Here is a 24,643-nt window from a genome sequence, read left to right as displayed (position 1 = left end):
TAGGTGACTTATGCAAATTAAATTAGCAAATCCAAGAGGCTTTTGTGCTGGGGTTGACCGTGCTATTAGCATAGTAGAGCGAGCATTAGAAATATTCGAAAAACCTATTTATGTTCGCCACGAAGTTGTACATAACAAATATGTAGTGGACGGTTTAAAAGGCCGCGGAGCCGTATTTGTTGATGAACTCAGTGAAGTGCCAGATGATAGCATTGTTATTTTCAGTGCCCACGGGGTGTCTCAAGCGGTTCGTGGAGAAGCTAAATCACGCGGCCTAAAGGTGTTTGATGCCACTTGCCCGTTGGTGACCAAAGTGCATATGGAAGTCACCAGAGCGAGTCGTAAAGGGGTAGAGTGCATTTTAATTGGTCACGATGGTCATCCTGAAGTTGAAGGGACTATGGGACAATACAATAATCCAGAAGGGGGAATTTACCTTGTTGAATCAGCTGCTGATGTTGCGGGTTTAACGGTTAAAGATCCGGATAATTTGTATTATTGCTCTCAAACGACCTTATCGGTTGATGATACCGCAGATGTTATTGATGCTTTACGGGCCCGTTTTCCGAATATTAATGGCCCACGTAAAGACGACATTTGTTACGCGACACAAAACCGACAAGATGCTGTGCGTGAACTCGCCGCTAGCAATCCTGTTGTATTAGTCGTAGGTGCGAAAAACAGTTCTAATTCAAATCGTTTACGCGAATTAGCTGAAAAAGTGGGTAGTAAAGCTTATTTAATTGATACCGCCGACGACATAGACGCAAGCTGGTTGCAAGGGGTTGCCTCAGTTGGGGTGACCGCAGGTGCTTCTGCACCTGAAGTCCTAGTCAAACAAGTTGTAGCAAAACTAGAAGACTTATGTGACGGAGTTGTTGAAGAGCGTCCCGGAATTGAGGAAAACGTCGTATTTTCGCTACCAGTTGAATTAAGGTAATAGTTTTTCTGCCATTTTGATCTATAGTATGCGTATGAAATTTATTCAATGCATAGTGAGATTAGGTGGTACTCTATGAAAACTTGTTTTACGGTAAACTCGTTTAGGGTTGCGGTACAATGAAAGCCGTTTCCTGTCACAAAGGTTTTTCGCTCGTTGAACTCATTATTGCCATGGCCGTTATGGCCATTGGTATAGTGGGAGCTGTTGCCACCCAAGCAACGGCTAAACGTAGCGGCTTGGATGCTAGCCAACGCTCTAAAGCGACCTACTTTGCCAATGATATTATTGAACGCATGCGTTTAAACCCAACCCAACTCGATGCATACCAAGCCACTGACTATGGCTCATCTACTTTTTCTATTGAAACTGAAGTTGACTGCTCACCCACAAATATGTGTTCACCCGACCAACTCGCTTTATATGACCAATTTCAATGGCATTTATTACTGTCTGGTAAATCTGTCATTAATGGTAAACGTCAAGTCGGTGGATTGATTAAACCGACGGGTTGTATAAAAAATGACGCTGGTTATGTCACTGTGGTCGTAAGCTGGTTAAGCCGGGAAGGCAGTAAAGATGCCGCTGCAGATCAAAGCAACTTTGAAAAAGCTTGTGGTGATGAAAGCAATAAACGTCGCCAAGTAAAAATACAAGCTCACGTACATTGAGAAGTATTATGAAACTATCGTTGAAGCAGACAGGTTTTTCTTTAGTTGAGCTTTTAGTCTCGCTGGCTGTTGGTGCTATTATTTTTACCGGTATTATCGGCTTGTTAATTGCGTCAGACGAAACCGTTGATGAAACCCTGCAGCAGGGTGAGTTACAAGAAAATGGCCGAATTGCTATGTCTTTAATCAGTCGGGATATCAAAATGGCTGGATACTGGGGCAATTTTACCGGTATGGCGATTCATGAAGCGGCTGGTGCTGATGTGCAAGCTGTTCGGCTAAATGAAACCGGCGGAAAAAAAGTGGCTGTGCCAGCTGATTGTGTGGGTGGTGGCATGAATAATGGCACATTTTTTATTGAAGATAGTGATTTTTATTTTCGCAATTTGTGGGGTAACCACGCCAATCAAACTGAATTATACGGCGGCTGTATTAATAACGCTAAAATTGGCAGCGATACCTTGCAGATAAAACGAGTTAAAGGTGAGGAAGTCGATAGCGGCGATGAAATAAAAACTCGCTATTATTTTATTTCTACCGAAAATCAGGGGGTATTTTATGCGGGTTCAGACCCGACACCCGATATGGAAGACGGCCTAATTAGTGAATATTTGCATCACATTTATTATGTTGCCGAAGAAACGCGTGGAGATTATTTGATCCCTGTGCTGCAACGTAAATATTTATATAAAAATGAGAGCAGTGGGCCAAACGAAGGAAAGTTAAAAGCGTATAATTTAGTTGAAGGCATAGAACAATTGGGTTTTTTATACGGTGTTGATACAGATGACGATGGCACTGTTAATTATTTTGCATCGGCAGAGAAGATTCCAAGAGAAGTTTGGGAAAACGAAGATGCCGCCATATTAGCGGTTCGCATTCACGTATTAGTACGCGCACTTTCACCCGATGCGGGTTACCAGAATAATAATGTTTATGATTTGGGCAGCTATAGCTTTACCGCCAATGACAATTATCGCCGTATGTTATTTATTAGCACTGTCAGTATTTTAAATTCAGGAACCAAATTATGGCGCAGTTAATCCATAAACCTAAACAGCAAGGGGCCGCGCTGGCTGTGGGGTTAGTTTTGATGACAGTGTTAACCACATTGGCTGTAACCCTTATGTATAACTCGGCTCTGGACACTAAAATGTCGACTGCTGCTGCTGTTAAAAATGCTTCTGTTAATGCTGCGCTCGGCGGCTCAGATGAGTTTATTTATCGTGCTACGCGTAAAGATGCGATGTTTGGTGGCGTTAATCCGCTGACGATGAACCAGGATATTGCCAAAAAAAACCTAGAAGGACAAAAAGTCACCGCTGAAGCTGAAGCCTTAAATGCGGTGCCAACCAACTGCCCCCATTTCGACCGCAGTGATGCAAGCGACAGTTATATTCAATGTAATCGCTTTGAGGTTAAAGTTGATCATAAATATGGCAAGCGAGACCAAGGCAACAGCCAGGTGGTTACATCGGTAGCCAGTCAAATACCCGGAGTCAATTAAAATGAAGTTTATTAATTTTCCATCCGCATTGGCCAGCATAGCTGCCCTAATGACGAGCTTAACTCTGGTTCATGCTGAAGATATTGAGCTTTATGTTCATAGCTTAGATGATAGAGCGGGTGAAGCCCCTCAGGTGATGATTATTTTTGATAACTCCGGCAGTATGCGATCGACCGAGCGAGTTAAAAAACCATATGACCCGTTAGAAAATTATTCTGGTAAGTATGGGAAAGGTTCTAAAGAGCAAGTCTTGTTTAGTGTCGGGACTTCAGGTGTCGAAGAGTTACCTGAACCCACTGGAAATAGCCGCCGTTTTAATGCGGAAATTAATGCCTGTTATCAAGCTCGTGTGGCTTTATATGGTTTGTGGAAGCACAAAAGTAATAATAATACTAAGCTGGGTGATGAATTAAGCAATAGCGATAAAAATAACTATACAAAGCTAATTGAAGGTGGCCAAGGTTTTTATGTGGATAAAGTGGCTGAATATGATAAAAATACTTGGGTAAGTTTAAAACAAAACAATGGTTTAAATACCAATAGTATTGTTGATTGTCGCGGTGATATTTTAGCTCGTAATCAAACCAGTATTGAAGTGTCACAAGGTAGTCGCTCCGAGACGCTTGGGTACGGTTTGCCTGTTGATAATTATCGCCCAGTGCTCTCCTCAGATGGAGAGCTGGGGGACTATGCTAGCCACTATTATGTTAGCAATACGAATAAAATTGAAGAAAATGCCATTTATCAAGCGTACAAGTCCTCCTTTTCGAATATATCAACAGTGACGTTATACTCACCCAATTATTTAAATTGGAAAACTGCAGATACAAATTCATCAAACACAACTAACCGCACTCGTTTAGATATCGCCAAAGATGCAATTACGACAGTGATCAGCGCAACATCCACCGTAGATTTTGGCTTAGCGCTATTTAATTATAATACGAGCAGCTATAACGACGGTGGTCGTATTGTTTCTAAAGTAGCCTCAAGATCAGAAAGTGAAACTCGTACTTTATTGAATACCATTGACGATATTAAAGCGCAAACCAATACACCTTTGTGTGAAACTATGTACGAGGTGTATCGATATTATGGGGCTAAATCTGTTTTTCATGGTAATGAAAATAGAAGCACTTATGGCAGTGGTAGTAATTACATCTTGCCAGGTAAAGATTGGTCGGCCGAAAAAAATGACAACTATATTTCACCGTTTGACGGCGCGTGTCGAGATGAAGCTTATGTTATTTTAATTACTGATGGTGCACCGACACAAGACTCGGCCGATAATTACTATATCAGCTCATTACCTGGTGCCAAAACCAGTTTAAGGGTAAACAATAACTATTTGCCAGTGTTGACTGAATGGATGTACACGCATGATGTTAATGATAAAAAAGATGGCACTCAAAAAGTGGTGACTTACACCATAGGTTTCAGCTCAGGTGCATCGAGCGCCGTACCTATTTTAACTGCAGCGGCCAATAATGCAGGCGGACAGTATTTCCCTGCAACAGATCCTGATGAATTATCAAGTGCTTTGCAAAAAGCACTTATTAGCATCTTAGAAGAAAGCGCCTCTTTTACTTCGCCTTCAGTCGCGGCGAATAATTTTGACCGTACAGAAAGTTTAGATAATGTGTATTTTTCGATGTTTTATCCGAGTGAAGGGAGCCGCTGGGGGGGCAACCTAAAAAAACTCAAAGTACAAGAAGGACAAATAGTCGATTCGAACGGTAATCTTGCGATAAATTCAGGCGGCAATATTAGCTCTTCTGCTTACACCTATTGGGGTGGCAGCAAAATTTGTGATTCGGGTAATCAATGTGCTGACGGTAATGATGTTGACCGTGGCGGCGTTTCAGAATATTTACAATTGATAAATGTCGCATCGCGCAATCTGTATATAGATTTATCTGGACAGCTAACTAAGTTAGACCCAGATAAAGTGGCGAGCAAAGTAGTTTCTATATTAGAAGATACGGCCTCGGATGTTATCGATTTAATCGATGATACAAGTTCAAATACAACCACTGAAATAAAAAGTTTATTAAACTGGGCTATTGGCTACGATACGCTGGATGAAGATCGTGACGGCAAAACCAATGATGCACGACCAGACATCTTCGGAGATCCGCTGCACTCAAAACCCGCAGTGATTAACTATGGCGGTGATAATGCAAACGAGCAGGATATTCGGGTAGTTATTGGCACCAATCAAGGTTTTTTGCATATGTTCAACGACAAAGGGGATACGGTTGAAGAAAGCTGGGCCTTCAGCCCTAATTCGTTATTAAAAAATATATTCTCGTTACGGCAAAACAGCGCAGAGACTGGCAAAATTTATGGCATGGATGGCTCACCAATCGTTTATGTTAAAGATCAAGATGGGCATGTTAAAGAAAGTCAAGACGACAAAGTCTGGTTATTTACCGGTATGCGGCGTGGGGGGGATCAATATTATGCCTTAGATGTGACAAACCCGGACTCGCCAAAGTTAAAATGGGTATTGGATGGGGGCACTTCGGAGTTTCCCACCTTGGGTCAAAGCTGGTCGCAACCACAAGTTGTGTATATCGACATGAAAGACCATGATTCTAGCGTGCCTGTGCTTATTTTTGCCGCTGGTTATGTCAGTGATACAGATGATACAGGGTTAACCGATTTAGGGCGGGGTATTTATATAGTGAATGCTGATACAGGTAAACGCTTATGGAGCTTTACCCCAAAAGCTGGATTAAATAAAAATACTTTTGCCAATATACTTGATGCTATGCCGGCGAAAGTGGGCGTATTAGACTCTGATTTTGACGGTTTTGTTGATCGCATTTACGCAACCGATTTAGGCGGTAATGTGTGGCGCATGGATTTAGCCGGGAGCGATCCTGAGAATTGGAGTATTTTTAAGTTAGCTAGTTTACGAGGCTCTGGTGAAGCGGCGCAAAGACACTTTTTTAACGAACCTGCGATTGTTCGAACTTTTTACAAACAGAAAAAAAGCGTTTCAATTGAAGGACAGGAAAATAGCCAAGTGGTGGTGTCGAAAGAGATACCCTACGAAGGCATAGTGCTGGGATCTGGCAATAGGGCTAAACCCAATGCGACAAACATAAATGATCAACTTTACGTGATCCAAGATAGAAACATAGTCACACAAAGTTTTAAAACCGCGCCGAGTTGGAGCAATATTAAGCTATCGGATCTATATGACATGACGGATGACCCGGTCGCCGCTGCCGTTAAAAACGGTACCTTAGAATCTTTAATGGTGAATGAACTGGCTACGAGCAAAGGTTGGTACGTTAACTTGAAAAATAGCGGAGAAAAGTCGTTATCTTCTGCAAGAGTCATTGGTGGTGTTGCTTATTTCACCTCATATACGCCACCAGGCAGTGAAGTTTTAACAAATTCATGTAGTGCTAAATCGGGTGGTGGGGCTTTGTACGCACTAGATTTAAGTTTTGGCACCCAGATTTACGATTGGCGCACTTTAGATATAGGAAACCGTATTCCTGACACGCCAGTCGTCTTTGCGGGTAAAAATGAAGACGGTGAGAGCTTGTTATCATTTGTTGGTGTTGGCCAAGGTGAGGGGGCAAGTGGCATTATCAAAGCGCGTGGTTCAAGTGGAGAACCAGGCGAAGGTTGTAATGTTGAAGGCGACTGTGAAGTCAGTTTTGGCTTAAGAACCTATAAATTGCACAGCAAAGTGACGGAGGAATAAAAATGGAGACCCAGTTAAAAAAAGTGTCAGGTATGACATTGATTGAAATTTTAGTCACACTAGCCATTATTGGTATAATCACAGCGGTTGCGTACCCCGCTTATGTTGAATATTATGCGCAAAGTTATCGTGCTGACGTGTTACGAGATCTAGCCCGTGCGGTGAATAAACAAGAGTCATATTATGCAGATCAGCTCACTTATACGGCAAATATGAAAGACTTAGGATATGGCGCAGACCCATGTAAAGTTGAAACAGGTGCTTACACACTGGATGTAAAAACGGATTCTTCAACCGATTTAGAGAGTGAGTTTCTCTTGCAAGCAACCGCGAGCAGCGCACAAAAACAAAATGACCCTTCTTGTGCTGTTATAAGTATTAACCACTTAGGTGAAAAATTTGCAGAGGATACCCAAGGCAATGATACAACTCAAACATGTTGGTATTAGTTTAGCTGGCTTAAGCTTGTGCTGGAGCTTAACAGGATATTCAGCCGAGTTATTTAAAGAAGATTTTAAATGTTTTTCAGTGCTGGCTGATACGGGTGAAAAAGTGGTTTCGTTAGTTAGTTTTAGAGTGGCTTCGAGTAATCAAGCAGCGGCCCAAGAAGCCAAAAACATTGGTTATTATGATAGTGAAAGCGGCCGGTTAAGACCAATAGCCTCAGTCTATGAATGTGTTCGTTTTAGCCAAACTTTTAGTCAGCAAGAAGCCAACGATATTTTTGCTAAAACACCATTCTGATTTAACATTTGTGGTCGCTAGCTGTTATCATGCGCAGCATCAGTGATAAATACAGGAGTATCGGGTGTCATTTGATTTCCCGTATGGCATGCCGTCAAATTGGTCGACGACACTAACCGCAAATGCAGAGTTCACAAACTGGCTGGTTGATCAAGGGTCACTTACGGCTCGTTTAAAATCGTTTTACAATAGCTTTTCTGTGCAAGTATTAGGTGAACGCTGGTTGTCTGGTGAAAACGATGAGCAAAAGTACTATATCAGGGAAGTGCTCCTGATTGCCGATCAAAAAGCAAGAGTTTATGCACATACACAAATTCCGAAAGCCTGTATTGAGCACAACCAAACTCTCACTGAACTTGGGTCACAGCCATTAGGAGAGTTTTTATTTAAGCAAGGTGATTTAAGTCGCGGGCCGATTGAATATGCTCAGATTAACAAAAACGAGCCAATTTATGAGCTCGCCCAACAACTGACCAGTAAAAAAATGCCGGAACAATTATATGCTCGGCGATCGAATTTTATTTTAAACGGGCAAACCCTAAGTGTTTGCGAAGTGTTTTTAACTGATAGCCCTCTATATACGCATGATGAACTCTAATAAAGTTTTAGCTTTTATTCAGTTAACTCGACTGAATCGCCCTATTGGAAGCTACTTATTGCTGTGGCCGACTTTATGGGCATTATGGACAGCTTCTGACGGTATTCCGCAAATTAAACATTTAATTATCTTTACCCTAGGCGTTTTCATTATGCGTTCGGCTGGTTGTGTGATTAATGATTTTGCCGACCGTAAATTAGACGGACATGTAAAAAGAACTAAAAATCGTCCATTAGCTACAGGTGTCGTTACAGCAAAAGAGGCATTAATACTTTTTTTTGTGTTATTGGTTTTTGCATTGATTTTAGTCCTGCAGCTAAATATAGAAACCATTTTTCTATCTTTTATCGCGTTATTTTTAGCCTCTTTGTATCCTTTTATGAAGCGCTATACCCATTTACCTCAGCTCTTTTTAGGCGCGGCTTTTAGCATGGCAATACCTATGGCCTTTACCGCTGTTCAGGGGCAGGTGACTTTTGTCGGGTGGCTTTTATTTGCATGCAATCTAGTTTGGACAGTGGCTTATGATACCTTGTATGCCATGGTAGATAGAGACGATGATTTAAAAGTTGGCATAAAGTCGACTGCCGTATTATTTGGCCGCTATGATAAGCTGATTGTTTTTATATTGCATTTAATCACCGTTAGTGGGCTCTTTTTTGTAGGCATAATACAAGGCTTTTATCCCGTTTATTTTTCTTGTTTAGGGCTGGCGCTGGCATTATTTTGTTATCAGCAGTGGCAAGTTCGCCAACGTGACCGAGACGCTTGTTTTAATGCTTTTTTACAAAACCACTATGCGGGTTTATTGGTTTTGTTCGGTATTATATTGCATTACGCCCAAGCGGCAGCGGCTTAATTTTTAAAAAAGTCACCTTCGGCCGGAAAACTTGCTTCGATATCAAACTCATTCATACCCGAAAACGCGTCTTTATCGTCGGCTGGGATGCGATTCCGCTCGCTGGCCCATTCGCCTAAATCGATTAATTTACAGCGTTCACAGCAAAATGGACGAAATTTATTGCTGGTATCCCAAACAGATTCTTTTTGACAGGTTGGACAAGTGACTTTTAACATATGGCTAATTCAAAGTTTAAGGTATCTTCACAGCTGCTTTTGCCTTGCTGTTCATCTGGTTGCATAAACCGAATGCTAAAGCGGCTTTTGTGGCCACTGACAGTTGGATAATAAATGCAGTTTAGCGGTAATTTTAACCTCAGAAGTTCCACGCTATCAACAGATTTTTGGTAAGCGCCTGCCACCGCAGCCACTGTCTCAAAATTAGACTTTTCACGTAGCATTTTAAGATTTAAGATCACAGCGTTTTTAAGTGGTTCTAACTTTTTTAACCATTTTTGCTGGTCTTGACTAGTAATATCATTGTTTTGATGCAGCCATTGGTGCAAATTCGGCAGATCAAAACAACAATTGCCACCCGGAATAGCAAACCTTTGTTTAATTGGTGATAAAAACCTGTCATCGCGCAGCGACTGGCCTAATTTAGCGCTATTGGCTAAATGACTGCTCATATCAACTAACTGAGTCAGAGTTGCTTGCAGGGCCGTGTTATCTATGCCTGGGTGTTGTGACCAGAGCACTAGCTGTTTTTCGTGCTTTTCTAAGTCTTTTAAAAGATCAGACTTTAGATCCCCTCGCTCAACCACGTCTAACAGAGCAAAAAGTGCATTTAAAAAATCCATTTTTGCCCAAACGTCCGGGTGAGCTAATTGAGCTTCGGCACGTTTTACTAAAGTTTCAACCCGCAGATAGGTGCGGATTTTTTCGTTTAATGGAAATTCATATAATAAATCTGCCATAAGTTTAGTCTTCTAATGACCCTTTTAATACCTTTTTAGCTGCAAGTTTAAGGTATTTTTGATGAAACTCGATAACTTGAGTGTACATCATTTTTTTATCTATTTCTGTGCTGATGATATCATCTGCACGGTTTAACCTTTCTTCACGATCGATTTGGCTTTGCATTATCTTAGTAACTAAATGGCTGTCGCACTTGTCTCTGGCCATAGTCCGTTTGATTTGGGTTGCGGGTAGACAGTCGGTTACTAACACTCTGTCTGTTAGATGCTCTAGCTTGTTTTCAAATAACAAGGGTATCATTAAAACCACGTAAGGGGAGCTGGCTTGCTGACATTGGATTTGCATATGCTCTCGGATGCGCGGATGCAGCAAATCGTTGAGCCAAGTTTTAGCTGAATGATCGGCAAAAATCAGTTGTCTTAAGTGCGCCCGATTTAAGCCGCCTGTAGCAGGATCGATAACTTCGGCACCAAACTTTTGCTCGATTCGCTTAAGACAGTCACTACCAGGTGCAACTAAATCACGTGCAATTTGATCTGCATCCACCACATAAATTGACTGCTCGGAAAATATCTTAGCAACGGTCGATTTTCCTGACCCTATGCCGCCAGTTAAGCCTAAAACCCAACTCATCCGTGTAGCCAGCCATGCAGATAAAAATGGGTTAGGGCTTCCCGCCAGTAAAATGATATCCAACCAGCTACCGCTAGATAAGGCCCAAATGGCATCGCTTGTTGGCTATCTTTTTGCTGCACTTTTAATAAAATAAAACCTAAAATAGCACCCACAACCGACGAGATTAAAATAACCGGAATTAACGCCTGCCAGCCCATCCAAGCACCCAAAGCGGCCAATAATTTGAAGTCACCGTAACCCATGCCTTCTTTGCCGGTAACTAGTTTAAATAACCAAAAAATGCTCCATAAGCTTAAATAACCGACCGTAGCCCCGATGACAGCGGATTCGATTGTTGCGAAGGTGCCATTTAAGTTAATTAATAAACCTAACCAAAGCAATGGTAGAGTGATTTCGTCGGGCAATAACATGGTATCAAAATCGATAAAAAATAAAGTGAGCAAAGCAAAGGTGAATATGAGCGCCCATAAAGTCGCTAGACTAACACCAAAATGCCAAGCAGCGACTAATGCAAGTAGCCCGGCTGCCAGTTCAATTAGAGGGTATCTAGGTGAAATGGGTTGCTGACACTCAGCACATCGTCCGCGCAGTATTAACCAGCCAACAATTGGCACATTAAACCAAGGTTTTATTTTAGTCTGGCAATGTGGGCAGGTTGACGCCGGTTGTACCAAATTAAACACAGGTTCGGTTTTAGTCGGAGGCTGGTTTAATATCACTTCACATTCCGAGCGCCAGTTGCTTTCTAACATGCGGGGCAACCGGTAGATAACGACATTTAAAAAACTGCCAACTAAAATGCTAAAAATAAAGACACAAACAAAAAAGAATACCGGCGACTGCTCAAACGCGTTGATTAAAGTTGTGATACTCATTAGCTGACAATTTTCCCAAGTTGGAAGATAGGCAAGTACATGGCAATGATTAAACCACCAATGACGACACCTAAAACGGCCATAATCATTGGTTCTATCAGCGCAGATAAACCGTCTACGGCATCATCAACTTCCTGCTCATAAACATTTGCGACCTTGTTGAGCATATCATCAACAGAACCGGATTCTTCACCTATTTGCACCATCTGCACCACCATATCCGGAAATATTTTTGTATTCCGCATCGACATATTCATGGGTATACCGGATGAAACTTCATCTCTTATTTGCAAAATAGCATTCCGATAAACGGCATTACCAGACGCGCCAGCGGCTGATTCGAGCGCTTCTATTAATGGCACCCCAGCGGCAAAAGTTGTGGCTAGGGTACGGGAGAAGCGAGCGAGCGCGGCTTTGTTAATGATCATGCCAAAAACAGGGATTTTAAGCAGATAACCATCTAATGCGTCTCTTAGTTTGCGCGAGTTTTTGTAAGCCCTAAAAAATAGAGCTGCGCCAATAATGACGGCAATTAAAATTAATAAACCATTATTTTGCAGTACGTTTGACATGCCAATGACCATTTGCGTAAACGCAGGGAGTTCGGCATTAAAGCTGGCAAATATTTGCTGAAACTGAGGCACAACAAAAACCAATAAAATAATAGTGACAATTGCGGCAATAGAGAGCACCGCAATCGGGTAGGTCATGGCCTTTTTTATTTTTGATTTTAGCGCTTCGGATTTTTCTTTGTAGGTAGCAATACGGTCGTACATGCCTTCAAGCGCCCCAGACTGCTCACCGGCTTTGACCAAATCGCAATAAAGGTCATCAAAGTATTTAGGGTGCTCCCGCAAAACTTCGTTTAATGGTGTGCCCGCTTGAATACTTAAACTAATTTCGCCTAAAAGCTTTCGCATATTGGCATTTTCATGGCCTTTGCCGATGAGATCAAAAGACTGAACTAAAGGCACACCGGCCGATAACATGGTGGCTATTTGCCGGCTCAACACAGCGATGTCTTTTGGCGCTATTTTTTTTGCACCACCAAACAGGGGTTTAGGTTTCTTTTTTACCTTGGTTGGATTGATCCCTTGGGCTTTAAGTTGAGTTCTAGCATCCTGAATCGTTTCGGCAAATAGCTCTCCATTTACAATTTTTCCGCGTCGGTTTACCCCGACCCAAGTAAAGGTATCCTGGGCTTTAACTTTATCTTTGTTATTTTTTGCGGCTACAGCCATACTGCGATTCCTTAAATAATTGCTATAATTAGCTGGTCACTCGGCTGATTTCGGCCAAACTGGTAACACCAGAGATGGCTTTGACTATGCCGGATTGCCTTAAATTGTTGATTTTTTCTTTGCGCGCTTGCTCTGCAATTTCAAGTGCATTCCCTTCGTGCATAATAATTGAAGCCATCTCTTGGCTGATTGGCATCACCTCGTAGATACCCACTCGGCCTTTGTAGCCATTAGAACAAAAGTCACAACCAACGGCTTCGTATAAGGTTAGCTCAGACAGTTGTTCTTCGCTAAAACCAAAATCTAATAATTCTTGACGGTCGGGTAAGGCTTCGGCTGGCCGTTTGCACTCTTTGCATAAACGTCTAGCCAGTCGCTGCGCTATGATTAAACTGACTGAGCTAGCAATATTAAAGCTAGGCACGCCCATATTTAATAAACGGGTTAGGGTTTCTGGGGCTGAGTTGGTGTGCAGCGTTGATAATACCAAGTGACCGGTTTGAGCCGCTTTAATGGCGATTTCGGCCGTTTCTAAATCTCGGATCTCACCCACCATGACGATGTCGGGATCTTGACGTAAAAATGAACGCAACGCCTCGGCAAAAGTGAGCCCAGCTTTGGGGTTCATTTGCACTTGGTTAATGCCTTCTAAGTTAATTTCGACCGGGTCTTCGGCCGTTGAAATATTTCGCTCCGGCGTATTTAAAATATTCAAACCCGTATACAAAGACACAGTTTTACCTGAGCCCGTTGGCCCTGTGACTAAAATCATGCCTTGCGGTTTGGCTAATGCATCTAAATAATGTTTTTTTTGCTCGGGTTCGTACCCTAAAACATCTATGCCCAACATGGCGCTGGATGAGTCTAAAATACGCATTACGATTTTTTCGCCCCACATTGTAGGTAACGACGAAACACGAAAATCGATAGACTTTTTAGACGACACTTTTAGTTTAATGCGCCCATCTTGGGGTTTTCGTTTTTCAGCAATATCCAAACGCGACATGACTTTTAACCGGGCCGCCATCCGTGCACTTAAATTAACAGGTGGACTGGCCACTTCTTGCAAAATACCATCAATACGGAACCTAACCCGATAGCTTTTTTCGTATGGTTCAAAGTGTAAATCTGAGGCCCCTTTACGGATCGCGTCCATTAAAATTTTATTAATGTATTTAACGATAGGCGCATCGTCTTTTTCGGGCTGGTCATCATCTTGGTCATTAGTGTCTTCAGCAACCTCTAAATTTGCTAAATCTTCGTCACTAAATTCGTCCATGTGGAGTTCGCCTTCCGGCGACTCAAACAACTTATTTATCGCAGTGGCTAATTTACTGGCTTCAACACACACATATTCAACATTAAAACCTGTGCTAAATTGAAAATCATCAGCTGCTGCATTGTCGATAGGGTTGGTGGTTGCAACAAACAAAGTTCGGCCGCGGCTATATAAAGGCAAAGCACCATGGCGACGAGAAAGTTTTTCTTTTAATAATTTATCGCCGATCACTGAGCTATCAAAAGCATCTAAATCAAAAAATGGGCAATGGTTAAAAGTGGCTGTATCCAATGCAAAATCATATTCGCTATACCAGCCATTCTGAGCAATAAACTGAACTGCTTCGATATAGGTTTTTGGTTGTTTTTCTTTTAATTGATCGAGTTGCAGCGGTGATAAAATGCCGGAAGAAAATAGACGATAATCTAAGCTGGCCATTTAAAAATCCTTTACTTTTATATTCTGTTAATAAACATAACAAAAAAAGGGCAAGGTGCAAACTGAATAAAGTACCCGCGGATAAACTATATTGCCATTAACTCGGGGTGGTCTTAAGATATACGTATTGGAATAGAGCGGATTTGCGTAACTGCAGACTAATATATATTGAGTAGATTAAAATCCTCCTTAAAAAAGAGGAGAATTTTAATCTTTCGGGTTGTTAAAGTTTCCTATTGATGAACTTTAAATTGTTATTCAGAAGCTATTTTACAAGTAGGAATTGTCCCACTTGTGGTTTCTGTGCTTGCGAATGTTATTTGGCCGTCAGTATAAGTCGGAGTCAACTGGATAGCATAATTTAAGGTACCTGAACCATCTGTTGAAGCACTGACACACACAACACCGTCAGTTACTGACGCACCAGCAATAGTTGATTTAGCACCAGCAGTTTTGTCTATTGCAGCGGGAATGCTGTTGGTGCCACTGTCGCAAGGAGTTTTAATAGTGTCTTTATCCGCTGTTTCACCAAGTAATGCAGCTTGTTTCAGAATACAAGCTGCAACAGGTTTCTTCAACGCATCAGCTTGCTGAATGGCTTCAGTCGAACGAGCTGATTTAAAATATTCATTATAAGCAGGTACAGCAACGGCTGCTAAAATACCTATAATGGCCACAACTATCATTAGTTCAATAAGGGTAAAACCCTGATTACTGCGTTTCATTGTACTTCTCCAATGTCAATTTTAATTTGGTATGCCTGCCTTTGCGTCCTCCACAAAGGATATTTGCATGCGGCAGTGCTTTTACATTAGTTGATTATTTTTTTTTAAACAAGTCCTGATATTGTAAATTAATAAAAAAATAATGCTTTAGCTTTATTTTAGTGACACGTCTCTATTTATCTTGTTTGAACCTAGGTGAGCGCGCTTAAAATGCTAGCTAAACTAGTTGTTTCAATCTGTTATTCGAACAGACTGGTTCGATAATTGCTTGTTAATTCATTAGTTAATCTCTAATTATCAGGGGTGTATTTATATTGGTGATCATTATTCAACTATTTTGCTGAAATGTACCCTAGGTAATCAAATGTAAGAGATATCTTACAAACATTAGGTCAAACTAACTGTATAGAGCGCGCTGTATTTATCTGACGCTTTCTGTATAGTAGGTTAAACAAAGTTAGTCATTTATTGATAACTTTTAAATTAATTAAAAATAACTCCGAGCTTGTTTACCTAAGCCACTGTCGTTGATTGATGATTTTGAGCATCGTTAAACATGGTGGTACGGTAATCCAGCCGCAAAACTTAGTTTTGCCAGGGTTGGTTAAGAAATGCGCCAGCCTCCCGTATTTGGAAAGGTGTTTATGTTATACGATCCTTTAGGTCGCGAGTTTCATTATTTGCGTCTGTCGGTGACTGATGTCTGTAACTTTAAATGCAGCTATTGTTTACCGGACGGCTATCAATGTGAAACGCCGCGCAACTTTTTAACTGTACCAGAGATCCGTCGACTGGTGTCTGCTTTTGGTGCAACTGGCACTTCTAAGGTGCGCATTACTGGCGGTGAACCAGGTTTACGCAAAGATTTGCCCGAGATAATTAAAACCTGTGCTAATACATCGGGTATTGAGCAAGTGGCGTTGACCACGAATGGTTTTAACTTAGAAAAAAATATTCAAAGCTGGGTAGAAGCGGGTTTAACCTCACTTAATGTAAGCATTGATAGTTTAAAACCTGAAGTATTCAGGCGTATCACTGGTTTTGATCGTTTGCAGAGTATATTTGCGGGTTTGGCCAAAGCGGCTGAACTGGGCTTAAGCCAAATAAAAGTCAACGCTGTACTGATGCAAACCTTTAACGCGGATGAGTTGAGTAGTTTTTTGCAATGGATAAAAGATAAACCTTATACGCTGAGGTTTATTGAGCTGATGGAGACGGGCGATAATAAGGCTTTTTATCAGCAAAACCATGTTAGCGGTTACGCTATTAAACAGCATTTATTAAATAATGGCTGGTTACCTGTATTAAAAGCTAAAAATGCTGGCCCTGCAGAAGAGTTTTATCACCCCAACTATCAAGGTAAAATTGGTTTGATTATGCCTTATAGCCCAGACTTTTGTAAAACGTGTAATCGTTTGCGGGTAAGTGCTTTAGGGAAACTTCATTTATGTTTGTTTGGTGAGCAAGGTTATGACTTGCGGCAATTATTGACGTCGGATCAACAGCAAGCCGAATTACAACAGTATATTCAAGCCTGTTTGAGTGATAAAAAAGATAGCCACTTTTTACATCAGGGCAATACAGGTATCACTCAGCATTTAGCCATGATTGGCGGATAAGTCATGTTAGTAGATCTGTATGCTGGTATTGTTTTAAATGGCGGCCAGTCTAAACGCATGGGGCAAGCAAAATCCGAGTTAATGGTTGCGGGATTAAGTTTGTTAGATCGTACCCAATTATGTATGCAAAAAGCGGGCATTCAAAAGGTTTTTATCAGTGGTTCTGCGGAGGGTCAAATCGCCGACATTTATCAAAACCTTGGGCCTTTAGCGGGTGTGCAGGCGGTGCTCGAATATTTAAAGTTAACGTCTTATCAGCATGTCGTGGTGATGCCGGTGGATATGCCGTTAGTGCAGCCATCTGATATCAAAAAACTTATCCAGCAAGCCGCACACCAACAAACCAGTCTCTATTATGCAAGCAGCATAATGCCTTTTATAGTTTATAACTTTAAATTTCAGACTGAACCATTAACACACTTATTAAAACAAGCCGAAGCTAGCTCGAGTCGAGGACCTTCATTTAAACAATTTTTACAACAGATCTCGGCACGTGAAATACAAGCAGATAACCCAAAACATTTATTAAATGTGAATACCCCGGAAGCTTTTGCTCAAATTGAGCAAATGAATGGAGAGATTTTATGAGCGGAAAAACCAAAACACCATTTAAAGCATTAAATATCTGTGTTTTAACTATTTCAGATACTCGCACAGCCGAAACCGATACCTCGGGTCAATATCTTGCAGAGGCGGTAAAACAGGCTGGACATCGACTGGCGGACCATCAAATTGTTAAAGATGATATTTATCAAATTAGATCCTTATTGTCACAGTGGATTGCCTCTGATGAGATTCAAGCAGTGATCACCACCGGCGGAACCGGCTTTACTGGACGAGATTCGACCCCTGAAGCGGTCGCTCCATTATTTGATAAAACTGTTGAAGGTTTTGGTGAGATTTTTAGACAGGTCTCTTGGCAAGAAATTGGCAGCTCTACCATTCAATCCCGTGCCTTGGCTGGTTTGGCGAATGGCGTAGTTATATTTTGCTTGCCGGGCTCCACGGGCGCTTGTAAAACGGGCTGGACACAACTCATTGCAGAGCAATTAGACGCCTCGCACAAACCTTGTAATTTTGTCGGTCAATTAAAAGATGTAAATAACATGAGTTGTCAAAGCCGGGGATAAAATGAGCAAGTTAACCCATTTAAATGAAGCAGGTGAAGCCAATATGGTAGATGTGAGTGATAAAAATGTCACTACACGAGAGGCGCGCGCACAAGTGAGTGTTTATATGAATGCAGCCGCATTTGTTAGTTTACAGGCGGGCCAAAATAAAAAAGGAGACGTGATAGCTACCGCACGCATCGCTGGGATTCAGGCTGCAAAAAAAACCTCTGAGCTCATCCCCTTATGTCACCCGCTGATGTTAAAAAAAGTGCAAGTAGATTTTGATATAGACAAGCAAATGCATGCCGTACATATTAAAACCTATTGCAAAGTGGCCGACCAAACGGGCGTAGAGATGGAAGCTTTAACCGCGGCATCAGTTGCAGCGCTAACTATTTACGATATGTGCAAAGCGGTTGATAAACACATGCGTATTGAAGGTTTACAGGTGGTCGCTAAATCCGGTGGCAAAGCCGGCGATTGGGAAATCGATCCAGCGCAAACAAAATAAGGTATAAATATGATTAAAGTTTTATTTTTTGCATCATTAAGAGAAGAGTTGGGTACGAGTGAGTTGACAATTGAAGCCGAGCACCTGCCCGAACTAAATATTCGTGGCGTAAAAAACTATTTGATCGAATTACATCCCGAATGGAACATAGCTCTACAGCAGCCTGCCTTATTGGCGGCCTGTGATCAGGTTATGGTTAAACCCGAAAGTCAGATTCAAGACGGTGCTGAAGTGGCTTTTTTTCCACCGGTTACAGGTGGCTAACAGAGATTGATTCGATTTAGCGGACAATTATCTTTTAAACCGTGTAAAAACGTCACATAACCTTGATATTTTTTAACTTAGTCTTATTTTAGTATTAAGTTTTATTCTATTAAGAGAGAGACAAAAGTGCAGGATTTTTTATCTGGTCAAACAGCGCCGGCAAGCGGGAATGTTGTTGAAATAGACGCGCAGAACTTTCAACAAGAAATTTTACAAGGAAGTCAGCAAAAGCTGGTGGTGATTGAGTTTTATGCCAGTCAAAGCCAAGACAGTTTAGCTCTATCACCTAAATTAGAAAAACTCTTAGCTCAGTTTCCAGATACTGTAACTTTGGCGCGGGTAAACTGCGAAGAGCCACAGATGCAGCAGCTAGCAATGCAATTTGGTGTGCAAGGTTTACCCACGGTAATTATTTTTAAAGACGGCCAGGGGGTAGATGCGTTTGCTGGTGATAAAAACGAACAAGAGCTAGACACCTTTTTTGCTGAGTATCTACCTAAACCAGAAGATGCTTTATTGGCCGATGCGCAGCAAAAAGTTGCAGCCGGGCAGTTTAATGAAGCCTTAGCACCCGCCAAACAGGCTTTAGAATTAGCACCTCAGCGAGCCGATATAAAAAAAGTTGTTATTGAAGTTTTATTGAATACCGGCAATAACAGCGAAGCAGAAACTTTATTATCTGAGATCACCATGGTTGATCAAGATGATTATTACAAACGCCTGCAAGCTCAGTTAGAACTCAATCAGCAAGCGGCCGAAACGCCAGAAATTAAAGCGTTAAAAGCTGATCTGGCTGCCAATCCAGAATCACCCGAAATTACTTTAAAGCTGGCTGTGCAGTTGCATCAAGCACAGCAAAATGAAGAAGCATTAGACATTTTATTTGCAGTGCTTAAAAAAGATTTAAACGCCATGGATGGTGAGCTTAAAAAAGCCTTTATGGATATTTTAGCCACAGCGGCGCAAGGCGACCCTGTAGCCACCCGAATGCGTCGCAAGTTATATAGTTTGTTGTACTAATGGTTTAACGACTTTCTGCTCGTTTGGCTTTTTCAACTAAACGAGCAGGCATTTTTTTTGCAAGTTTTGCCAGTTCTTGGCTTGCCTGCTGATGCAGCTTTTTATCGCTGATCACCGTATTATGTAGCCAGTGATACGCATCAGCAAAGTCGACTGGGCTGCCGTGCCCCTGATTATATAGCTGAACCAGTTGAATCCGAGCTTTGATATGCCCCATGCTGGCTGCTTCACGTAAATAATTGATTGCACGTTGATAATCTTGCTGTACTAAAATGCCTTTTGCATAATAACGACCCATTTGCTCAAGCCCTGCGGGTAAACCTTGTAAAGCCGATTCTTTAATATAGTGCAAGCCTAGCTCTGCATTTTTATCGATGCAAACCCCCCAAGCTAGCATGTCGCCCCATAAAAACTGATACGCCGGTGTTTTTACTTTCACAGCTCGGGCTTCAATGTCCTGAACCAGCTGACAGCGGTCGTCTAATACACGATTGAGGTGTTGATTTTTATTGATCCAGCTAATCAACTCTTCTTGTGAATAAATTTGTACCACCTTCAAGCTTTCGTCCGCCCACATCGGCTGACTAATTAATAAACCTATTAATAATAACTTAGTGAGATATTTCATAGCTTGTTTAGATCTTTGATAAAAGGAACCCTGTCAAAAAAACGTCGAATCGAACAAGTTAAACGTATTATCAAGTAGTAAGCTAAATATATGCCAATCTTAGCCTAATGGTTAAACTATTACATATAGCCTTTCCAGTTAACGTGTTTATTATCTTCTTTGCTCAGAACTATCACTTCGGTGCCGGATGCAATATCTTGCAGCGCTCGTTTTTTAAAAGGCGGTAATAAAACCAAGAGATTGCCTAGGCCAAAAAACGAAAATGCTAAACGCAAAAGGCATTGAATATGGGTTAAAGGTTGGCCGTTTAAACTTCTAATTTGCAAGCGCCAAGTTTTTAAACCAGCGGTTTGACCGCCGCGGCGCCAAAACCAAATATAAAAAGAAAAAAAACAAAGTGCTAACCAAGCTTGATAAAAGAGGTTGGTGCGCGCGTATTCGGCAAGATCTTGACCTGCTTCAAATTCAATTAAAGCTGTGCTGTTTAATAAGTGAATAAATAAAATCCCAAGCCCAGAGGCCAACAGCATAATTGCAGTGATCACTAAAGCATCGTATACCCAAGCGCCAATGCGACGGATAAGGCCTGCGCGTTCTAATTTAACTTCCGACATAGTTGCTAATTGTTAATTTAAAAAACACTATCATACGGGCAAATGGCCGGGCTGCAAAGTTTTGTCATATTGATGTTTATTTAAGCATTTAATTTAAAAGTGTAAAAAAATGCTTGCCCTAACAATTTGCGCTTGTATAATTCTCGCCACTGTTTAAGACAGTAGCGTTACAAAAGATATATTTGATATACAGTGCCAGCGTGATGAAATTGGTAGACATAGGGGATTCAAAATCCCCCGCCTTCACGGGCGTGGCGGTTCGAGTCCGCCCGCTGGTACCACTCCTTAAATTTCCCCGACACGTTTTAACAAATATAGCATTTGAATAAACAAAACAAACCATTCCTACGTGGCAGTTAATCATCAGGTTAAATCGCTCCCTTGTTGAAAGTTTTTGAGAGTGTTTTACACTAATGACTTATCTCACTAAGATTAACCGTAAAACGTTTGAACGTTTGGCCGGTTTGATTAATGGCACTGAAAGTTACAGTGGGATCGTCAAGACTGAAATCAAAACTTAGATCTCCCCAAAAATTGCCTTTGTTATAAGACCACAAAGCTTCGTCTCTGGTTGGGTGAGTATGCAGGTTGGTGACTTTCCCCGTTAAAAATTCGTACAGTGGATAACTGCCAGGGTTGTCGTTTTTCCAGATCTCGGTTCTATGTCTGTCGCCTGACAATAAAATGACACCATTAATTTTTTCGTTTTTTATTAAAGCGAATATTTGATCTCTTTCATCGACAAAGCGTGGCGCACTCCATGAATCATGGCCTTTTTTATCCGCGTGATCTGTCCACATAGTGCCTGATGCGATAATTTTAAATTGCGCAGTTGATGCTTTTAGTCCTTTTAATAACCATTTTTTTTGCTCTGGCCCTAACATAGTACCTGGGTTTGTTTTGTCATCAGTGCGGTTAAAGCGACCATCTGTCATAAAAACTTCTACTGGACCAATTTTAAAGTTGTGATATGTCCCTGTGGGTTTGTTTTCATTGCCGTAAAACGGATTTAGCCAATTTTGTTTAAATACCGCTAAGTTTTTGGTTTTTCATGGCTGCTCTGTTAAACCTCCAAATGAGTCATTTAAACCAAAGTCATGATCGTCCCAAACGGCATACATGCTAGTTTGACTAATAAAATCTCGATATTCTTTTTTTAACATCCGACGATAATAGTGTAGGCGTTGAGTGTCTTGCTGATGGGTTGCATCAATATAAACATTGTCGCCTAGCGCTAAATAAGCGAGCGGACCAGACTCTGCAATTTTATCCCAAATTTTTTCATTTTGGGGGATATAACGTGAACATGCACCAAACGCGATATTAAATTTTATTTTGGTTTTATTCGTGGGGTAGGTTACAAAATGAAATGCTTCATTTTTATATGCTTTTTCATTCACTAAAACATAATATTTGTATTTTGTATTAGGAGTGAGGCCGCTAATGTCTGCAATACCCGTAAAGTCATCAGACTGCTTAGTTGTTATAGTTTGAGACTTCAGCTGGTCGTTGATAATTATTTGAACCCTTGCGCTTCCGGCGGTTCTCACCCAAAACTTCGCAGAATCTTGGGTAACGGCCCCCAACATAGGGCCATTAAATAAACTTAAATCATGTTTGGCAATCAAGGTATTAAAGTCCACCTGAGTTAATAGATTATCTAGGCTACCATCGGGGCCATAACGTCCGGAACTTGTTACTTTAAACTCATGTGGAGTGTCTCGCAGTGCTTTAATCATGATAGGGTCTAGATCCAGCATCACAGGATCGGTTTCATGCTCGGTTACAGGCGCTTTAGCCTGTGATGTACAAATAACCAAAAACATAGATACTAAGCAAATGATTTTATTCATTGTTTCATCCTACTAATGAGTAAGTTACCGAGTTGTTGTGTAGTGGATTTTTATATCTTCAAAAAATCTACGTGAAGAACTTTTTGTTGCTATAATTTATACATCACTGTGGTGCACGCTGCAAAGTTTTTATCAATATGATCTCTATCGGGCCTCTTTTTAAGTAATAGATGATCAGATTACTATAAAGAATTTTATGAGTTCATGAAAAGTCTAATTTTTTTAGCTTTTTTGAGTTGGTGTGATTAAAGTTTAACCAGTCTGTTCTAAACTTAACTTCCTACCGTTTGTTAAAAAGGAAGATTAAGATGAGTATTGAACTAGTGACTTTAGGGGATAGTGTTTCGCAAGGGTTTATGAGCGGAGCGGCCGCTTCAACTCATTTAAGTTATAGCAGTGTCATCGCCAAAACAATCGGCATTGCTGATGCGGATTACCATTACCTACCGTACCCAGAGCAGCTTAAATTAAAATGGGACATAGAGTTATTGTTACGTGCATTAGAGTCTCGTTATGGCACTGACATTCGAGGTTTAGAATGGCCATTTGCAATAAACCACTGTGCTCAACTATTTGATAAAAGCGAAAGTTTTTACGAACGAGGCCAAGGTCGACCTTCGCAACCAGTTAAATTGCCAAAAACTTGGCAAAATTTTGATGGTTTTCATAACCTCGCGGTTGAAGGTATGGATGTTGGCGATCTTTATACAGTGACTCCAAAAAGCGCTTTAGCGACGATCAAGCAAAATAAAAAATCGAGCCAAAATAATTTTTTTGCAGTGGCATCAGAGCCATTTAGTCGCAGTGCCTATCGAACACTAAATCCATACGCAAACGAGGCGTATGATGATTATTCAGCGGTTGGCTGGCTAAAACATCATGCGAGCCAAAAAGGGGTAAAAAATATCATCTTATGGGCAGGCGCGAATAATGCGCTTGGTACAGTGTTAGATCTTAAAATAAAATTTACCGATGGCGATGGTGCTATTTTAACAAAAACTAGAAAAGAGCGGTTAGAAAAAAATTTATGGCACCCTTATGATTTTCAGTTGGAATATACCCAATTACTGCAATCAGTGGTGGATGCGCTGGCAAATAATCAATACCAAGATTGGCATTGTTATTTGGGCACTGTGCCTTTAGTGACTATAGCACCTATTGCCAAAGGGGTAGGTGAAGCTAGGTTAATTAAAGATCCAGCGGGTAGTGGTAAAACCTATCGTTATTTTCAGTACTATACTTATTTTGCGATGTCAGAAAAAGCGGCGCTAAAAACGGGAAAATTTTTAAAATTTAGAGATGCACTATTTATCGATCGCTGCATTATTCAATTTAACCGAATCGTTCGCCAGTTGGCTAAAAACTATAATCAAAGTTTAGGTCGCGATGCTTTTATCATTGTTGATACTTCACAAGCGTTAACCGATATGGCTTGGAAGCGCAATAGTGGTGAGCCTAGTTATCCGTTCCCAGCCAGTTTTGACTTTTTATATCCGCCGGTTGATACCAAGTATTATCATGCTAATACTCGTGGCGAGATTGAAAAAGGGGGCGTATTTAGCTTAGATGGTGTGCATCCGTCAGTGATAGGGCAGGGTTTGATAGCCCATGAGTTTTTATCGGTGATGCAAAAGCAAAATGGGTCCCAGTATGCTCCCAAAAATATAGACTGGCCTAGTATATTTGCCGCAGATTCATTAAGAACTCAGCCAATCAAGTTAATGCATGAGCTCTATCAACACGATAAACTTATCCAGTTGGTTGGTGACGTCTGTAGTTGGATAAGAAGCCATTAAATAGTTGCTTAATATTTTATTATCTGGTTG

At 41.1% G+C, this 24,643-nt stretch carries 26 protein-coding genes, 1 tRNA gene, 1 pseudogene and 1 riboswitch; of the genes and pseudogenes, 17 read left to right on the top strand and 11 right to left on the bottom strand.

What is annotated here, in order from left to right; all coding sequences use genetic code 11:
• The first annotated feature begins 10 nt into the window (after positions 1-10).
• From ispH to ubiA, 9 genes are all read left to right on the top strand, one after another.
• Entirely contained in the window at positions 11-940 is a 930-nt protein-coding gene (ispH, locus tag C727_RS0100575) for a 4-hydroxy-3-methylbut-2-enyl diphosphate reductase (protein WP_017443671.1), read from the top strand.
• A gap of 119 nt (positions 941-1,059) precedes the next feature.
• Entirely contained in the window at positions 1,060-1,611 is a 552-nt protein-coding gene (gene pilV, locus C727_RS0100570) for a type IV pilus modification protein PilV (RefSeq protein WP_017443670.1), read from the top strand.
• Positions 1,612-1,619: 8 nt separating this feature from the next.
• Positions 1,620-2,654, top strand: a complete 1,035-nt coding sequence (locus tag C727_RS0100565; RefSeq protein ID WP_017443669.1) for a PilW family protein — start codon at positions 1,620-1,622, stop codon at positions 2,652-2,654.
• On the top strand, positions 2,642-3,118 hold the full coding sequence (locus C727_RS0100560) for a pilus assembly PilX family protein (RefSeq protein WP_017443668.1): 477 nt from the start codon (positions 2,642-2,644) through the stop codon (positions 3,116-3,118). The genes C727_RS0100565 and C727_RS0100560 overlap by 13 nt, the downstream gene beginning before the upstream one ends.
• A gap of 1 nt (position 3,119) precedes the next feature.
• Positions 3,120-6,842, top strand: coding sequence for a pilus assembly protein (locus C727_RS0100555; protein ID WP_017443667.1), 3,723 nt, complete (start codon positions 3,120-3,122; stop codon positions 6,840-6,842).
• 2 nt (positions 6,843-6,844) lie between these two features.
• On the top strand, positions 6,845-7,291 hold the full coding sequence (locus C727_RS0100550) for a type IV pilin protein (RefSeq protein ID WP_017443666.1): 447 nt from the start codon (positions 6,845-6,847) through the stop codon (positions 7,289-7,291).
• Complete coding sequence (locus C727_RS0100545; RefSeq protein ID WP_017443665.1) at positions 7,263-7,586, top strand: hypothetical protein; 324 nt, start codon at positions 7,263-7,265, stop codon at positions 7,584-7,586. The genes C727_RS0100550 and C727_RS0100545 overlap by 29 nt, the downstream gene beginning before the upstream one ends.
• 64 nt (positions 7,587-7,650) lie before the next feature.
• Positions 7,651-8,184, top strand: a complete 534-nt coding sequence (locus C727_RS17730) for a chorismate--pyruvate lyase family protein (RefSeq protein ID WP_017443664.1) — start codon at positions 7,651-7,653, stop codon at positions 8,182-8,184.
• Entirely contained in the window at positions 8,171-9,043 is an 873-nt protein-coding gene (gene ubiA, locus C727_RS0100535) for a 4-hydroxybenzoate octaprenyltransferase (protein ID WP_202803551.1), read from the top strand. The genes C727_RS17730 and ubiA overlap by 14 nt, the downstream gene beginning before the upstream one ends.
• On the opposite strand, the gene yacG is transcribed toward ubiA, so the two are convergent.
• From yacG to C727_RS19855, 7 genes are all read right to left on the bottom strand, one after another.
• The gene (gene yacG, locus C727_RS17725; RefSeq protein WP_017443662.1) at positions 9,040-9,261 is read right to left on the bottom strand and encodes a DNA gyrase inhibitor YacG; all 222 of its coding nucleotides are present in this window, start codon (positions 9,259-9,261) and stop codon (positions 9,040-9,042) included. The two genes, ubiA and yacG, sit on opposite strands and share 4 nt — an antisense overlap.
• Positions 9,255-10,001: a cell division protein ZapD gene (zapD, locus tag C727_RS0100525; protein WP_017443661.1), complete on the bottom strand. Its 747-nt coding sequence runs from the start codon at positions 9,999-10,001 to the stop codon at positions 9,255-9,257. Before zapD ends, yacG begins: the two co-directional genes overlap by 7 nt.
• Before the next feature lie 4 nt (positions 10,002-10,005).
• Positions 10,006-10,635 (bottom strand): dephospho-CoA kinase, encoded by a 630-nt coding sequence (coaE, locus tag C727_RS0100520; RefSeq protein WP_017443660.1) that lies wholly within the window; start codon positions 10,633-10,635, stop codon positions 10,006-10,008.
• The gene (locus C727_RS0100515; RefSeq protein WP_017443659.1) at positions 10,632-11,513 is read right to left on the bottom strand and encodes a prepilin peptidase; all 882 of its coding nucleotides are present in this window, start codon (positions 11,511-11,513) and stop codon (positions 10,632-10,634) included. The genes coaE and C727_RS0100515 overlap by 4 nt, the downstream gene beginning before the upstream one ends.
• A complete protein-coding gene (locus C727_RS0100510; RefSeq protein ID WP_017443658.1) occupies positions 11,513-12,754 on the bottom strand; it encodes a type II secretion system F family protein in 1,242 nt (413 codons plus the stop codon). Before C727_RS0100510 ends, C727_RS0100515 begins: the two co-directional genes overlap by 1 nt.
• A gap of 28 nt (positions 12,755-12,782) precedes the next feature.
• On the bottom strand, positions 12,783-14,471 hold the full coding sequence (gene pilB, locus C727_RS0100505) for a type IV-A pilus assembly ATPase PilB (RefSeq protein ID WP_017443657.1): 1,689 nt from the start codon (positions 14,469-14,471) through the stop codon (positions 12,783-12,785).
• A gap of 254 nt (positions 14,472-14,725) precedes the next feature.
• Positions 14,726-15,196 carry a pilin gene (locus tag C727_RS19855; protein WP_017443656.1) on the bottom strand — a complete coding sequence of 157 codons (471 nt, stop codon included), beginning with the start codon at positions 15,194-15,196 and terminating at the stop codon, positions 14,726-14,728.
• 485 nt (positions 15,197-15,681) lie between these two features.
• A riboswitch (molybdenum cofactor riboswitch) is annotated at positions 15,682-15,853 on the top strand.
• Here C727_RS19855 and moaA point away from each other — a divergent pair.
• From moaA to C727_RS0100470, 6 genes are all read left to right on the top strand, one after another.
• Complete coding sequence (gene moaA, locus C727_RS0100495) at positions 15,841-16,815, top strand: GTP 3',8-cyclase MoaA (RefSeq protein WP_017443655.1); 975 nt, start codon at positions 15,841-15,843, stop codon at positions 16,813-16,815. It overlaps the preceding riboswitch by 13 nt.
• Before the next feature lie 3 nt (positions 16,816-16,818).
• A complete protein-coding gene (gene mobA / locus C727_RS0100490) occupies positions 16,819-17,403 on the top strand; it encodes a molybdenum cofactor guanylyltransferase (RefSeq protein WP_017443654.1) in 585 nt (194 codons plus the stop codon).
• The gene (gene moaB, locus C727_RS0100485; RefSeq protein ID WP_017443653.1) at positions 17,400-17,945 is read left to right on the top strand and encodes a molybdenum cofactor biosynthesis protein B; all 546 of its coding nucleotides are present in this window, start codon (positions 17,400-17,402) and stop codon (positions 17,943-17,945) included. The genes mobA and moaB overlap by 4 nt, the downstream gene beginning before the upstream one ends.
• Position 17,946: 1 nt before the next feature.
• Positions 17,947-18,438, top strand: coding sequence for a cyclic pyranopterin monophosphate synthase MoaC (gene moaC, locus C727_RS0100480; RefSeq protein ID WP_017443652.1), 492 nt, complete (start codon positions 17,947-17,949; stop codon positions 18,436-18,438).
• Positions 18,439-18,447: 9 nt separating this feature from the next.
• Positions 18,448-18,702 (top strand): MoaD/ThiS family protein, encoded by a 255-nt coding sequence (locus C727_RS0100475; protein WP_017443651.1) that lies wholly within the window; start codon positions 18,448-18,450, stop codon positions 18,700-18,702.
• 126 nt (positions 18,703-18,828) lie between these two features.
• Complete coding sequence (locus C727_RS0100470) at positions 18,829-19,722, top strand: tetratricopeptide repeat protein (RefSeq protein ID WP_017443650.1); 894 nt, start codon at positions 18,829-18,831, stop codon at positions 19,720-19,722.
• 4 nt (positions 19,723-19,726) lie between these two features.
• On the opposite strand, the gene C727_RS0100465 is transcribed toward C727_RS0100470, so the two are convergent.
• Together C727_RS0100465 and C727_RS0100460 are read right to left on the bottom strand one after the other, a co-directional pair.
• Positions 19,727-20,350 (bottom strand): tetratricopeptide repeat protein, encoded by a 624-nt coding sequence (locus tag C727_RS0100465; protein WP_017443649.1) that lies wholly within the window; start codon positions 20,348-20,350, stop codon positions 19,727-19,729.
• 119 nt (positions 20,351-20,469) lie between these two features.
• Positions 20,470-20,964, bottom strand: a complete 495-nt coding sequence (locus tag C727_RS0100460; RefSeq protein ID WP_017443648.1) for an RDD family protein — start codon at positions 20,962-20,964, stop codon at positions 20,470-20,472.
• A gap of 194 nt (positions 20,965-21,158) precedes the next feature.
• Here C727_RS0100460 and C727_RS0100455 point away from each other — a divergent pair.
• Positions 21,159-21,245 (top strand) — tRNA-Leu (locus C727_RS0100455).
• A gap of 129 nt (positions 21,246-21,374) precedes the next feature.
• Here the strand turns inward: C727_RS0100455 and C727_RS18925 are convergent.
• Both C727_RS18925 and C727_RS18920 read right to left on the bottom strand, forming a co-directional pair.
• Positions 21,375-21,938 (bottom strand): annotated as a pseudogene (locus tag C727_RS18925) (alkaline phosphatase D family protein); the annotation flags it as partial.
• Positions 21,939-22,013: 75 nt separating this feature from the next.
• A complete protein-coding gene (locus C727_RS18920; RefSeq protein WP_017443646.1) occupies positions 22,014-22,817 on the bottom strand; it encodes a DUF7800 domain-containing protein in 804 nt (267 codons plus the stop codon).
• 308 nt (positions 22,818-23,125) lie between these two features.
• Here C727_RS18920 and C727_RS0100445 point away from each other — a divergent pair, with 308 nt between their 5' ends.
• Positions 23,126-24,613, top strand: a complete 1,488-nt coding sequence (locus C727_RS0100445; protein ID WP_017443645.1) for a hypothetical protein — start codon at positions 23,126-23,128, stop codon at positions 24,611-24,613.
• Positions 24,614-24,643 lie beyond the last annotated feature (30 nt).

The organism is Gayadomonas joobiniege G7, assembly GCF_000300815.1.
Taxonomy (GTDB): Bacteria; Pseudomonadota; Gammaproteobacteria; order Enterobacterales; family Alteromonadaceae; genus Catenovulum; species Catenovulum joobiniege.
Note: the sequence above shows the minus strand (reverse complement) of the source record. Positions and strands in the feature narration are given on the sequence as shown.